The 14304-nt window shown below is 67.2% G+C and carries 10 protein-coding genes, 1 tRNA gene and 1 pseudogene; 8 read left to right on the forward strand and 4 right to left on the reverse strand.

Going from position 1 to position 14304, the window contains the following annotated elements; all coding sequences use genetic code 11:
* The first annotated feature begins 328 nt into the window (after nt 1-328).
* A complete protein-coding gene (locus tag ACFJGT_RS13320; RefSeq protein ID WP_377838418.1) occupies nt 329-2383 on the forward strand; it encodes a caspase family protein in 2055 nt (684 codons plus the stop codon).
* 104 nt (nt 2384-2487) lie between these two features.
* Nucleotides 2488-2561: transfer RNA gene (locus ACFJGT_RS13325), tRNA-Gly, on the forward strand.
* 115 nt (nt 2562-2676) lie between these two features.
* Here ACFJGT_RS13325 and ACFJGT_RS13330 read toward each other — a convergent pair.
* Nucleotides 2677-5400 (reverse strand): EAL domain-containing protein, encoded by a 2724-nt coding sequence (locus ACFJGT_RS13330; RefSeq protein ID WP_377838421.1) that lies wholly within the window; start codon nt 5398-5400, stop codon nt 2677-2679.
* A 25-nt stretch (nt 5401-5425) separates the two neighbouring features.
* Entirely contained in the window at nt 5426-6421 is a 996-nt protein-coding gene (locus ACFJGT_RS13335; RefSeq protein ID WP_377838424.1) for a TRAP transporter substrate-binding protein, read from the reverse strand.
* Nucleotides 6422-7075: 654 nt separating this feature from the next.
* Here ACFJGT_RS13335 and ACFJGT_RS13340 point away from each other — a divergent pair.
* Nucleotides 7076-7396 (forward strand): hypothetical protein, encoded by a 321-nt coding sequence (locus tag ACFJGT_RS13340; RefSeq protein ID WP_377838427.1) that lies wholly within the window; start codon nt 7076-7078, stop codon nt 7394-7396.
* Between the two features lie 51 nt (nt 7397-7447).
* Here the strand turns inward: ACFJGT_RS13340 and ACFJGT_RS13345 are convergent, their stop codons facing one another.
* Nucleotides 7448-7732 carry a hypothetical protein gene (locus ACFJGT_RS13345; protein WP_377838429.1) on the reverse strand — a complete coding sequence of 95 codons (285 nt, stop codon included), beginning with the start codon at nt 7730-7732 and terminating at the stop codon, nt 7448-7450.
* A gap of 130 nt (nt 7733-7862) precedes the next feature.
* Nucleotides 7863-8165, reverse strand: a complete 303-nt coding sequence (locus ACFJGT_RS13350) for a DUF6522 family protein (protein WP_377838430.1) — start codon at nt 8163-8165, stop codon at nt 7863-7865.
* Between the two features lie 722 nt (nt 8166-8887).
* On the opposite strand from ACFJGT_RS13350, the gene ACFJGT_RS13355 reads away from it, so the two are divergent.
* The 5 genes and pseudogenes from ACFJGT_RS13355 (at nt 8888) to ACFJGT_RS13375 (ending at nt 14286) form a co-directional block, all read left to right on the forward strand.
* Nucleotides 8888-9481 (forward strand): flavin reductase family protein, encoded by a 594-nt coding sequence (locus tag ACFJGT_RS13355; RefSeq protein ID WP_377838431.1) that lies wholly within the window; start codon nt 8888-8890, stop codon nt 9479-9481.
* Nucleotides 9482-9504: 23 nt separating this feature from the next.
* Nucleotides 9505-10509 (forward strand): MsnO8 family LLM class oxidoreductase, encoded by a 1005-nt coding sequence (locus tag ACFJGT_RS13360; RefSeq protein WP_377838432.1) that lies wholly within the window; start codon nt 9505-9507, stop codon nt 10507-10509.
* A gap of 26 nt (nt 10510-10535) precedes the next feature.
* Entirely contained in the window at nt 10536-11879 is a 1344-nt protein-coding gene (locus tag ACFJGT_RS13365; RefSeq protein WP_377838433.1) for an LLM class flavin-dependent oxidoreductase, read from the forward strand.
* 37 nt (nt 11880-11916) lie between these two features.
* Nucleotides 11917-12453, forward strand: a complete 537-nt coding sequence (locus ACFJGT_RS13370) for a GNAT family N-acetyltransferase (RefSeq protein ID WP_377838434.1) — start codon at nt 11917-11919, stop codon at nt 12451-12453.
* A 41-nt stretch (nt 12454-12494) separates the two neighbouring features.
* Nucleotides 12495-14286, forward strand: a pseudogene (locus ACFJGT_RS13375) (amino acid ABC transporter permease/ATP-binding protein).
* The last annotated feature ends 18 nt before the right edge of the window (nt 14287-14304 follow it).

A 14304-nucleotide genomic window follows, 5' to 3' on the forward strand; every position in this document is an offset into this window, starting at 1 on the left:
CGCCGCCCGGACGCCTCATTCATTTGAAGGAGCGGAGCCCGAGACTGCCCCTGCCGCGCGTACGAAACAAACCCGCATGCCACGACAATTAAGTCACACCGTCACTATTATACTTGCAATATCGCTGCGACTGCTACGGCTAACGCAAGGCAGGAATTGAAGAATGAAGCCTTCAGCTCCGCTGTTCGCGCGTGGCTTTTCAGTGTCGATTTGATGTTGCTTCGACCACCGCGTTTCTGGGAACCTCCATCATATGGCGGATGCCCGTTCGACTCGCGGGCGTCAGACAGGAACGAGCGAGTCGTTCTTCTCGCGCAGGGGAAGCAGCATGCGTTTACATGCCCGGGCCTATGCGTATCTCATCGCCGCGTGGACGGTGGCCCTGGCCGCGTTCAGCCTCGGTGCCACGCCTGCCCTTGCCCAGAAGCGCTTCGCCTTCGTCGTCGGCAATGGCGGCTATGCCAATGTCACCAAGCTGCCGAACGCGCTGAACGACGCCAATGCCACCCGCGCCATGCTGCAGGAGGCGGGCTTCGACATCACGCCGGCGCTCGACCTGTCGCTCGCCGGCCTGCGCGGCGCGCTCGACGTCTTCGTCGACAAGGTGCGCCGCGGCGGTCCCGATGCGACGGCTCTGGTCTATTACGCCGGCCATGCCGTGCAGCTCGACGGCGCCAACTACATCCTGCCGACCGATGTCCGCCCGCAGATCGCAACCAGCATTGCCGATCAATCCCTGTCGCTGAGCGATATCCTGCGGCGGCTCGACGGCGCCGGCGCCAAGTCCAAGATCGCGATCCTCGACGCCTGCCGCAACAACCCCTTTGCGGACCGCCCGACCGCCCGCGGTCTCGCCCTGCAGATCGTCGACGGCGCCAATGAAGGCATCAACAGCGAAGCCGGTCTGGCCCGCATCGACTCCAACAGCGGCACGTTCGTTGCCTTCGCGACCTCTCCGGGCTCCACCGCCGCGGACGGCACCGGCGCCAACAGCCCCTTCACCACGGCCTTCCTACGCGAGGCGCGCGAGCCGGGTCTCGCCGTCGAGCAGATCTTCCGGCGCATTCGCCTCGCCGTCTACGACTCCACCAACGGCACCCAGATCCCCTGGGACACCTCCTCGCTGATCACCGAGTTCAGCTTCTTCCAGCGCCCGGCCGGTGCCGCTGCGAGCCCGTCGGCGACCGCGGGCAACGTGCCGATGACGGCGCGCCCGACCCTGGCCTCGCTGCGCGGCATGTCGCCGGCCGATGCCGCCCGGACCGCCATCGCCTGGGACCGCAGCGACATCTACGGCAATGCGCTGAGCCTCAACCCCGAAGATCAGGCTGCGCTGCGCCTGAACCGCATCCTCGCCCAGCGAACGGATGAACGGGCCTGGGCCGAGGCAGTGCTCGCGGGCGATGCAGAATCCTTCAAGCTTTACGCCCGGCTCTATCCGGTGTCGGATCATACCGCCGCGGCCCTGCGACTGGCCGCGACCGCGCCCAGCCGCAACCGCGTCCAGGTCGCGCAGACCTGCCCGGTCTGCCCGGCTGTCCAGCAGCCCCGCACGCGCCGCGCCGACTATACGCCGCGTGGCGTCTCCCCGGCGCAAGCCGGCATGCCTCGCCAGGCCCCGGTCATGCCGGCTGCTCCGGCTCCGAGGACCGTCCCCGCGGCGCCGCAGCCTGTCGCCGAGCCGGTTCTGCCGTTGGGTTGGCCAGACCGTCCCCGTTGGACAGGCTTCTATGTCGGCGGCTCGCTCGGTGCCGGCCGGCAAAATAGCCGCACTATCGTCGATGGCTACGGTCCCACGGACTCGGTCCGCACCTCTATCGACGCCGGCAATGTGGCTCCTCGTCTCTCGCCCGATGGAAACGGTGCCGTCGGCGGCGCGCAGCTCGGTTTCAACTACCAGATCGGCCCGGTCGTCCTCGGGGCGGAAACCGACCTGTCCGCCACACGCCTCGGCGGCAGGGACATATCGTCCGTAAATCCGTTCGGCGTGCAGGTCACGACGCAGACCGAGAACAAGCTTTCGATGCTTGGCACGGTTCGCGCGCGCGCCGGCATCGCCTTCGGCGACCTGCTGGTCTACGGCACGGGTGGTTATGCCTATGGCCGCGTCGAGCAGAGCGGCTCGATCACCCCCGACCCCACCAACAACCCGACATACCTGGCGTCACGTTCGGAGATGGCCAGCGGCTGGGTCCTCGGTGGTGGCGTCGAATACGCGATCACGCCCGGCGTCTCCGTCCGGCTGGACTATACGCGCTACGACCTCGGGCGCGCGCAGCTGGTTTTGCGGGACGTCACCGGTCTCGCTCCCGGCGAATTCGCCACGATGCGGGCGCGCACCTCCGGCGACATCCTCAAGGCCGGCGTGAACTTCGGGTTCTGACGGAAACGCCGGGTGGCTCGCGCCGCCACGACGGTGACATCTGGCGGACAACCTTTATCGACCCCTTGACACTGGCGGGTCCGATGGGGAATTTGGCGCCCGATGCGGGTGTAGCTCAATGGTAGAGCAGCAGCCTTCCAAGCTGAATACCCGGGTTCGATTCCCGGTACCCGCTCCACGTCCCTCCCGTCCTGCGTTTCCGTACTTCTCCGTCGGTGCACGACCGGCAGAAGCGCGCCACCCGGCGCAACGCTGGAGTGACGTCACCGTTTCCGCGGCGTCCCCCGCGTGGGTCACAACGTGTCGGACGAATCCTGCGCCCGCCCGCCCCGCAGCCCCCCGCGGCTCCGGGAGGAGCGCCTGAACAGCGTCATGTGGACCGCCTGCAGGATCGGCTGCGGTTTTCCAAGAAGATAGCCCTGGGCTTCCGTGCAGCCTGCCCGATCGACCGCATCAAGCTGGTCCTGTGTCTCGATCCCTTCCGCCGTCGTCGCCATGCCGAGTTCGGCCGCCAGTGCGGCAACGGCGGTGACGATGGCGGCGCTGTCGGAATGGGCCGTCATGTCGCGCACGAAGGAACGGTCGATCTTGACCTTGTCGAGCGGGAACAGCCGCAGGTGGCTCAGGCTGGAATAGCCCGTGCCGAAATCGTCGAGAACGATGCGGACGCCGAGCTCCTTGAGGCTCCTCAACGTTCCGAGATTGCGATTGTCGTTGGCGAGCAGCGCGGTCTCGGTGATCTCAAGTTCGAGCCGCGCCGGATCGAGCCCGGTTTCGGCGAGGATACCGCGCACGGTCGCGACCGCGTCGCCGAAAATCAATTGCACCGGCGACAGGTTGACGGCGATGCGAAGATCGCCCGGCAACTGGACCGCATCCATGCAGGCCTGCCGGATGACCCATTCTCCGATTTCGACGATCAGTCGCGTCTCCTCCGCCAGCGGCACGAACTCCGCCGGCCCGACCAGCCCCCGCACCGGATGGTGCCAGCGCAGCAACGCCTCGAAACCGCTGAGCTTGCTCGATTTCAGGTCGAAGATCGGCTGATAGGACAGTTCGAACTGCCGCTCCTCGATCGCCTGGCGCAGGTCCATCTCCAGGGCGAGGCGGGCGCGCAACTGGTCGTCCATCGCGGCCGTGAACACGCAACAGACGCCGCGGCCCTGCGCCTTCGCCTGATAGAGCGCGAGATCGGCCTGCTTCAGCAGGAGGTCGGCATCGAAGCCCGGCCCCTCGGCGACGGCGATGCCGACGCTCGCGGAAATCGAGATCGTCCGCTCCTGGATGACATAGGGCTGGCTCAGGACCTCGATGATGCGCGCGGCCAGCGCCTCGGCCTGCCGTGGCTGCTCCTGGCCGAGGCTGAGGACCGCGAACTCGTCGCCGCCCAGCCGGGCGACGCAATCGCTATCCCGCACGCAGGTCGACAGGCGCTCCGCGACCGACAGCAGCAGGAGATCGCCGACGGGATGCCCGAGCGTGTCGTTGACGTCCTTGAAGCGGTCGAGATCGAGGAAGAGCAGCGCGACCGACGCAGGATCCTCCTCTTTGCGCAGCAGCGACTTCGCGATCTGGCCGCGGAAGGCGAAGCGGTTCTGCAAGCTCGTCAAATCGTCGTGATGCGCCAGGAAGCGAATGCGGCTTTCCTGTTCGAGCAGGGCCGCATTCTGCTGCCGCGCCTCTTCTGCCGCTTCGTTCGCGCGGGTATTGGCGACGGCGAGTTCCGCCAGCGCTCCCTTGAGCGGGGTAATGTCGGTGCGGATTCCGACGATCCCACCATCCCGCATCCGCCGTTCCGTGATGAGGAGCCAACGGCCGTCCGGCAGCAGGCGCTCGATGGAGCCGCTGCCCAGGCGATGCCAGGTCGCGACATCCCTGACGAACGCGTCGAGATCGCCGGTGGCTTGGGGATATTGGCCGAGTTCGGCACCTTTGCGGATGATGTCCTCGAAGGGCGCTCCGGTGGTCATGAAGGGAGCGCTCAGGGCATAGAGCTCGCGATAGCGCCGGTTGCACGTCACCAGCCGGTCGTTGCTGTCCCACATCACGAAGCCGTCCGACATGGCCTCGATCGCGTTGTCGAGCACGGCCGAGGCCCGGGCACGTTCGGCATCCGCCCGTTCGCGCTGGTGGATGGCCAGCAGGATCGCTGCAGCAAAGGCTGTCAGGAGCAGGACGGCGACGAAAGCCGCCGTGACCGTCCTGTCGCGATCATGGCGCCAATCCGCCAGGACCACCGTGCTCTTCGCGCTCAGGACGACCCGGATATCGCCATAAAGCGAGCCTCTGACCACGTTCAGCGTGCTGGTATCGCTTTTCCGGTCTCCGATCATGAAGGCCTTGCCATTCGCCGCCTGCCCGGGCAGTGCCACAGCGCGGGTCTTGCCGATCAGCAATTCGTCATGCGGCAGCGTCGCGACGATCTGGCCATTGGCGCGTTCGAGGGAAATCTGCGTTCCGGGGCTGACCCCGGCCTCTCCCAGCAGCTTCATCAGCGTGTGCAGGGGTACTTCCGCAACGGGGATGATGCCGTGCCAGGCCGGAATCCGGCGCGCGACATAGAGCGCCCAGTCGCCGGTGACGGCATTGCGGAGCGGGCCGATCAGGTTCGTCGGCATGCGCCAGACCATCGCGACATCCAGCGGCAGCGGGTGACGCGCGCCGCTCGCCCTGGCGGAGGCCACGATGCTGCCATCCGGCCCGACGAGCAGCAGATCGCGAAACGCCATGGTCTGGAAGTTGAGCCCGCGAAGCAGGCGGCTGGCGGCCTCTCTCTGGCCGGGGCCGATCTGCGCGACGTCGAACAGGGTCGCAAAGCTCGCCAGCGCACCGTCGACCTGCAGCAATTGCCGGTCGAGCGCATTCTCGACGGCGACGGCCGCGCCTTCCAGGGATTGCTCGGCGGTGCGCCAGGCGGCAACCTCCCTCTGGCTCACCAGATTGGAGGCGCCGAAGGCCGCCACCGCTATGATGGCCGCCATCCCCGCTACCACCAGGAGTTTAAGGCGCTTGATCATTGATCCTCATCGAGGGGGCGGCGAGTCACGGCGTCCGGGGCTCGATGGCGTGAAGCGGCTTGAGATAGGTGTTCCAGGCCGAGACGCAGTCCCGGCCGCAGCGCTCGAACCAGCGCGGCAGGACGACCTCCGCCAGGAGGCGCCGGCGCGTTGCGTCCGCCGGCAGGGCCGGCACCACGGTCATCGGCCGCTCGGGCTTGCCGGAGCAGGCTTCCGTTCCGGCATTGCAGGCGAGGCCGCGCTGCGTGTCGGCCTCCGTCTGCGACCAGATCCGCTCCTCCAGCCGGTCCACGCCCTGGCGGATGATGTCGCGCACATCTGCCGGCAGCCCGTCCCAATAGGCCCCGTTGGCTCCGAAGAGCGAGATGCCCCAGTTCAGCGCGAAGGCGTGAACGGCGACGGCGACGCGCGGCAGGCCGATCTCGTAGCCGCTCAGCGTGCCGGTGATCGCGCAGTCTGCCACCCCATCGCGCAAGGACGTTGCGATCTCGGCAAAGGGCAGGATGATCGGCACCGCGCCCATCGCCGCCATCAGCTCGGATTGCGCCACCGACGAGGTCCGCACTTTCCGGCCGGCGAGATCGTCGAGCCCCTTGAAAGGCCTGGTGCAGAACAGGACCTGGGCCGGCAAGGCGTAGATCCCGAGAAGCTCGATGTCGTAGCGCTCGCGCATGATCTGGCGCAGATGCGCCCGAAATGCCGAGACCGTGCGGCGCAGCGTCGCGACATCGGGATTCAACACGGGCAGATCGACAGCGCTGAATTCCGGCTCATCGCCTGCGATGGCACTGAGCTGGGCTGTGCCGAACGACACGACGCCGAGCCGCATCAGCTGGAGCATTTCCTGGTTGCGCAAACCACCCGTATCGAGCGGCCTGATCGTTGCACTGATCCGCCCCTTCGACAGCGTGTTGATCTCCGACAGCCAGAATGGCTGCTCGATCTTGGTGTATTGGGTGATGCCGGCGAGCCCGCCGATGATCTGCAGCTTGACCGGCTCTTCCGGACGCGTCTGGGCCATGGCTGCCCAACCTGCGAAGGCGAGCACAGCGGCGACCGCCGCAATCACAGGCTGCGCCCGCCAGCGCGGGCGATCAGTGATGGCGTTGTCGCAGGCCCTGGCCATCTCCCCCCCGGTGGTAGCCCTGTCCGATGGGGCAATATTCATCCGCGGCGGTTAACCGCGGTTGAATCGGAAGCCCGCGCTCAAGCCGAAGGCGCATCTTTTCGCTGCATTCGACACGCAAGGCGCGCATCCGCCCGGACAAGGCCGCTCGTGCGCCGCCCATGGCTGAAGCGCCATGCTTGTCCCGCTTTCCCAAGCCGCATCTGTGACGGCAGGCTTTCGCGGCGCCGCCGCGAGATTCTCAGCTATGCAGTCGAGAATTACTGCAAACCACATCGTCATTATATTGCAGGCGCGAGATATCATCGAACCCGATTGCAGCAACGCCGGATAGGGGATTCCACTGGTGCCGTGCAGGCGAAGCTTGCTATGCTCGATGATCTACCGCTCCCTTCGCAGATACACGACCGGATCTCCAAGGCCCCTCCCGCCATGCGCGTCAGGCGACAGCGCGCGAGTTCAAGCGGGGCAAGGCTGTCGAGCCGGAACAGGCGGGGCGCGAAAGACGGAGCGACCGAGCAGCGGCGGAAACAGAAACGGGGTGGGGAGATGATGCGTCTGGGGGCGCTGGCAGCGCTTTTGATTCTGGCCTGTCCGGCAACGGCGACGAGCGAAGTGCTGCGCCAGGGCCAATTCCTGCAGGATTACATCACCTGCGAAGCCTGGATGAAGCGTGGAAGCACCGATTCGGAGATGCACAATCTGATCGGCAGCTGGGTGGTGGACGCCATGCGCCAGAACTCCCCCTCGCGGCTGTCGAAATACGGCGATGGGGAAATCCTCGAAGTCGTCGAGCGCCACTGCCAGGCCCAGCCGGCAAAAACCTTGACGGTCGTCACCTTTCTCGCCGGGCTTCGCCTGCCGGAATAGCGTCGTTCGCGGCCCGAGCCTGGGCCGCCGCATGTTTCCGATGCCGTAACCTCAGAACGAGGGCAGCACGCTGCTGCCGAAGCTGTCGGATCGCCCGGCAAAGCTCGCTCCGCTGTCGCGCGTATAGCTGGGCCCGCTCAGCCGGGCTGGGGCGGGGCCGGGATCGAGAAAGCTGCGTTGTTGCGGCTGGATGGTCATGCTCCGGACCACAGGCGCGTCCGAGAATTCCGCCGGCTCGCGGGACGCGCAACCGCCCAGCGCCGCAAGGAGGATCATGGCCGGGCCGAGATGGATAAGACGCATCGTTCCCTCGTCGAGACAGTGCAGGAGGAGCACGCAGATCGCCGATCGCGAGTCGCGCCATCGAAACCGCATTATCGGGACGGAGCCTGCAAATGTACATCGAGCCCTCGTTCGGCAGGCCCGCGCTGCGGACATGCCGAACGAGGGCTCGATGGGCTCTGGTTCAGGCCCGCCCGCGGCGGCCCGGGGCCGGCAGGAAATCGAGCTGCTCCTCGGCAACGGTCCCGTCGGACAGCACGATGGCCTGCCAGCAGCGATTGCCGCAGCGCACGGAGAGGCGCCAGCGGCCTTCGTCCTCCGCCTCGCCCCGCTCGACGCGGCTGGTCACCAGTCCGCGGCGCATCATCTCGCGCAGTTCCGCGGCCGACCAGCCGAAGCGCTTCGCCAGCCGCGCGGCATCGAGCACGAAGGAGCCGTCCGCATCCCGGACGAAGGGAAGCTCGGGCGCAATCTCACCCGCGGTCATGGCGTTTCACTCCGGGGCGCCGGTCGGTCGGGCTCCTTCTGCACCGAAGGAGCGGCGATATCCAGACCATCGCCTTCCTCGTCGAGCAGGATGCGCTCGGCCGCGCCGTCGAGATCGCCATGGCATCTGCCTTCTCCGTCAGCAGCCGGGCAAATCCGACCTCTCTGCACCGCAGCATCAGCTGGAGGAGCCATGCATCAATTTGCGAAAACGCAACTTCAGGGCGGATTGCGGGAGCAGGTACCCCGTTCGAACCGGCGAACGGATTTCTTCCGGCACAGGTCGTCGTGATGGCGCTTCCGCCTCCTGCGAGGGCGATCTTTGAAAGGCTGTTTCATTGACCGCAGAGCGTTCCGCGGAAAGAATGAACAGTATCGAGCGGTGTTCGCACCACTCCTTCGCGGGATTTGCTGGAGCAGCTTGCACCGCGTCAACAATGCTAAAAGCACCACGACGAAATCGTGGGCTCCGAGACACGGAGACGCGTCGGTGACGACATGCACGAAGTCATCAAATCCTGCCCCGGCGCTTCGGTGTCGATGGTCCTGACAGGATGTCGGGCGCCCTGAGCGCCTGAAATCTTTCCATAGCGACACAGCCACGCCGCCGGTTCCTCCGGCGATGGAGAACGCATGACTCGCGTTCACCGCGGCGACCCGCACGGCGGCCACCTGCGGGCGTCGCCCACTCACCAATCCGAACCGCCTGCTCCGGAGATTTCCATGGCGATCCTGTCCCTCGCTTCCTCGCTCCCGGCCCGCCGGGTCGCGTCGTCTCTGCCGGCCTCGGCCGCGACTAAGAGCGACTTCCGCGCGGCGCTGCGCCATCTCGCCGGCGGCGTCTCGGTCATCACGACGGGGCGCGGCGAGGATCGCACCGGCCTGACCGTGACCTCGCTTTCCTCGCTCTCGGCCGAGCCGCCGACGGTGATGTTCGGCCTCAATCTCGCCTCCTCCTCCTTTCCCGTGCTCGCGCGCCATCGCAGCTTCGGCGTGAATTTCCTGAGTTCCGCCCAGAAGCAGGTCGCCGACCGCTTCGCCGGGCGTGGCGGCGAGAAGGGTCCGGCCCGCTACGCCGATGCGGAATGGAGCGAGGGGCCGAGCGGCGCACCGCTGCTCCAAGGCGCGCTGGCTACGCTGGATTGCGAGCTGGAAGAGCTGATCGAACGACATTCGCACGCGATCGTCATCGGCCGGGTGCGCGAGGTCCGGCTCGGCTCCAACGACGCCGCCCTTCTCTACTGGCGCGGCGACTACGAGCGGCTCGGCTGGATGGCCGAGGAGGCGGCGACCGCGCTCGGCCTCCGCTCCGCCTGATCTCCCAAACGACAGCGAAACCCATGACCTACTCACTCAGCCTTCTCGACAAGACGCCGCTCATCGAGGGCGAAACCGCAGGCGCGGCGCTGCAGCGCACTGTCAGCCTCGCCCAGGCGGCGGAGCGTCTCGGCTACCATCGCTTCTGGCTGGCCGAGCACCATGATTTCCCCGGCCTCGTCAGCCCGGCGCCGGAGGTGTTCGCCGCCTATCTGCTGGCGCGCACGCAGCGCATCCGGATCGGCTCCGGCGGCGTGCTGCTGCCGCATTACAGCCCCTACAAGGTCGCCGAGACCTTCAACCTGCTGGCCTCGCTCGCACCCGGCCGCGTCGATCTCGGCATCGGCAAGGCGCCGGGCGGCCTGCCGCTCTCGACCAAGGCGCTGCGCGTGCTGCACGATCCGGCGCAAGCGCCGTCCTTCGAGGCTTTGCTGGACGAGCTCGACGGCTTCCTCGCGCCGCCCGCCGCGACGGACGGCCCACGGGACAAGGCCCGCGCCTTGCCCGTCCCGCCCGTGACGCCGGAGCGCTTCCTGCTCGGCGCGAGCCCGGACAGCGCCCGGCAGGCCGGCGAACGCGGCTGGCACTTCGTCTTCGCCGGGCATCACAACGGCGATCCCAAAGCGATCGAGGTGAGCCTCAACGCCTATGCGAAGGCCGGCGGCACGGCACCGCTGCTGCTTGCGGTGGCCGCCTTCGCCGCCGAGACGGCTGAGGAGGCGCTGAGCCTGACCGAGAACCACCGCGTCGTCCGACTCACCCTCGACAACGGCCAGAACCTCAACCTCGGCAGCGAGGAGCAGGCGGCCGAATACGCCCGCCAGGCCGGCGTCGCCTCCTACCGCACCGAGATCCGCAAGCCGCACATTCTTGCCGGCACGCCCGAGCAGGTCCGGCGCGAGCTCGATGCGCTCCATGCCCGCTTTGGCATCGCCGAATTCGTCATCGACACGCCGAATGCCCTCACCAGCCGGCGCCTCGCTTCCCTCACGCTGCTCGCCGGCGAACGCCCGGCACTCGCCGCCTGATCCCCGATTTCGGAAGGACTGATCCCATGTCCCGCACCCGCCTCACCTTCGGCCTGATGCTCCAGGGCGCCGGCAGCCACATGAACGCCTGGCGCCACCCGAGCAATCCGGCCGATGCCAGCGTCAATCTGGATTTCTTCATCCGCAACGCCCGCAAGGCCGAGGAGAACGGCATCGCCTTCGCCTTCGTCGCCGACGGGCTCTACATCAACGAGAAGTCGATCCCGCATTTCCTCAACCGCTTCGAGCCGCTGACCATCCTCTCGGCGCTGGCGACGGTGACGAAGAAGCTCGGCCTCGTCGGCACGGTCTCGACCTCCTATAGCGACCCCTACACGATCGCCCGGCAATTCGCCTCGCTCGACCTGATCTCGGGCGGCCGCGCGGGTTGGAACGCTGTCACCTCGCCGCTGGAAGGCTCCGGCCGCAACTACAGCCGCCCGCATCCCGAGCATTCGCTGCGCTACGAAATCGCGCAGGAATATCTCGACGTTGCGAAAGGGCTCTGGGATTCCTGGGACGACGACGCCTTCATCCGCGACCGCGAGGCCAGCCGCTTCTTCGACCGCGACAAGTTGCACACGCTGAACCACAAGGGCCGCTTCTTCCAGGTCGAGGGCCCGCTCAACATCCAGCGCTCGCCGCAGGGCCAGCCGGTGCTGTTCCAGGCCGGCGCCTCCGAAGCCGGCATCGGGCTCGCCGGCCGTCATGCCGACGCCGTCTTCGCCAATCATGTCCCGATCGAGGAGGCACAGGCGCTCTACCGCGCGATCAAGACCAGCGCCGTCGCCCATGGCCGCAGCGCCGAAGACGTAAAACTCTTCCCCGGCGCCGGGCCGATCGTCGGGCGCACGGCGGCAGAGGCCGAGGAGAAATACCAGGCGATCCGCAACCTCGTCTCGATCGAGGACGCTCTGGCCTATATCGGCCGCTATTTCGATCATCACGATTTCAGCGCCTATCCGCTGGATGCGCCCTTCCCCGAGCTCGGCGATATCGGCAAGAACAGCTTCCGCTCGACGACCGACCGCATCAAGCGCAACGCCATCCTGAAGCGCCAGACATTGCGCGAGGCGGCGCTTGAAGCCGCGACGCCCCGCACCGACCTGATCGGCTCGGCCGAGGAGATCGCCGACAGGCTGATCGAGCGCGTCGAGGCGCAGGCCGCCGACGGCTTCGTGCTCGGTTTCCCGGTGATCGGCCAGGGGCTCGACGATTTCGTCGAACTCGTGATCCCGGTGCTGGAGGAGCGCGGCGTCTACGACCGCAATCTGCCGGGCACGACGCTGCGCGATCATCTCGGCTTAGCCCGCCGCGAGAGCCGCTACGCCACCCCCGCGGATGCCCAGCCGGCCCGCCGCGCGAGCTGAGCCAGCGCCTCACACCCATCACGGAAAGGCTCCCGCCATGGCCGATGAATTCTTCTACACCACCCCGCTCCACCCCCTCGCCCAGCCCTTGGTCGAGCAGCTCACCTGGGAATATGCCACGCGTTACGGCACCTATTTCGGCGAGGCTCCAGGCGCCGAGATGAGCCGCTATCCGGCCGAGCTCTTCGCGCCGCCGGACGGCAATTTCGTCCTGCTGCTGCGCGATGGCCGCCCCGTCGCGGGCGGGGCCTTCAAGCGCTACGACGAACGCACGGCCGAGATGAAGCGCATCTGGACCCATAGCGACTTCCGTCGCCAGGGCCTCGCCCGGCTAATCGTCGCCGAATTGGAGGCACAGGCCCTGCGGCAAGGCTATGGCAAATTCTACCTGACCACCGGCTTCCGCCAGCCCGAGGCCAAGGGCCTCTATCTGGAGACCGGCTACACCCCGCTCTTCGACGTCTCGGCCGATCCCGCGTTCTACCGGAAGCTGCCCTTCGAGAAGGAGCTCTCCGTGCTCCCGGCCTCGCTGCCGCGCCCGTCCGAGGCTAACGCCGCCCGCGACGCAGCCTGACCGGGCCGCTTCTCCCTCTCCCATAACAAGAAGAGCCAGCCATGACCCTCGCCAGCGATTTCGCGGGCTTGCCCGCGCACGCCCAGAATCCAGCCCCGCACCGCGATTTCAGCCGCTATCGCATCGTCCCGGCACGCTATCCGGGGCGGACCATCGGCACGGTCTTCGCCGCCGTCGTGATCTTCGCGATCGTGAATTCGGTGCTTTCCAATCCGCGCTGGGGCTGGGACGTGTTCGCTGAGTGGTTCTTCGCCGAACCCGTGCTGGTCGGGCTCGGCCGCACGCTGTTCCTGACGCTGCTCGGCACGGTCTTCGGCTTCCTGTTCGGGACCTTGCTGGCGCTGGCAAGGGTCTCCGGCTCGCCGCTGCTTGCCTCGCTGTCCTGGGGCTATGTCTGGCTCTTCCGCTCGATCCCGCTGATCGTGCTGCTGCTGATCCTGAACAATCTCGGCTATCTCTACAGCACGATCTGGCTCGGCATTCCCTTCACCGATATCAGCTTCGGCTCCTGGCAGACGACGCAGCTCATCACGCCCTTCTTTGCGGCCGTGCTCGGGCTCACCCTCAACGCCGCCGCCTTCTCCTCCGAGATCGTGCGCGGCGGCATCCTCGCCGTCGACCAGGGCCAGCATGAAGCGGCCGCTGCGCTCGGCCTGCCGAAGCACCGCCAGGTCTCGCGGATCGTCCTGCCGCAGGCGATGCGCTCGATCCTGCCGACCGCCTTCAACGAGATCATCAGCCTCGCGAAGGGCACCAGCCAAGTCTACATCCTCGCCCTGCCGGAGCTGTTCTACACCATCCAGGTCATCTACCGGCGCAATCTCGAGGTGATCCCGCTGCTGATGGTGGCGACGGTCTGGTACCTCGTCATCCTCAGCGTCCTCTCCTTCTTCCAGCGCCATATCGAGCGGCACTATGCCCGCGGCGCGCTGCGCAATCCGCCGCCGTCCGCGATCGACACGGCCCTGCGCTGGCTCGGCCGGAACCGCATCGCCCCCGCCGGCTTCACCGCCCCGACGCAAGCCCCTGCCGCACCGCGCACGGCTTCGCTGGCAACGCTCTCCCTGCGCAGCGGCGGCGAAATCCGCATCAGCCATGTCTCGAAGAGCTTCGGCCCGCTCAAGGTGCTCGACGATGTCAGCCTGTCGCTGCGTCCGGGCAGCGTCACTGCGATCATCGGCCAGTCCGGCTCGGGCAAGTCGACGCTGCTGCGCTCGATCAACCATCTGGAGCGCGTCGACGAGGGCTTCATCGCGATCGACGGCGAACTGATCGGCTACCGGCAGGACGGCGAGACGCTCTACGAGCTGAAGGAGAAGGACATCCTGGCCCGGCGCGTCGATGTCGGCATGGTCTTCCAGAACTTCAATCTCTTCCCGCATCTCACCGCGATCGAGAACATCGCCGAGGCGCCGGTGACCGTGCGCGGCCTCTCCCGCGAGCAGGCCTTGACGGAGGCGCAGGAACTGCTCGCCCGGGGTCGGCTTGGCCGAGAAGGCGAACGCCTATCCGCGCCAGCTCTCCGGCGGGCAGCAGCAGCGCGTCGCCATCGCCCGCGCGCTCGCCCTCAAGCCCAAGGTCCTGCTCTTCGACGAGCCAACCTCGGCGCTCGACCCCGAGCTCGTCGGCGAAGTCCTCGACGTCATCAAGGAACTCGCCCGCTCCGGCACGACGCTGGTCATCGTCACCCATGAGATCGGCTTCGCCCGCGAGGTCGCCGACCATGTCGTCTTCATGGAGGCGGGCCGCATCGTCGAGAGCGGCGCCCCGGCCGATGTTCTCGGCAATCCCAGCCACACCCGCACCCGCGAATTCCTCGCCAAGGTGCTCTGACTTCCCCGCCACCCCCAC

This window comes from Allobosea sp. UC22_33, from assembly GCF_042700715.1.
GTDB lineage: Bacteria > Pseudomonadota > Alphaproteobacteria > Rhizobiales > Beijerinckiaceae > Allobosea.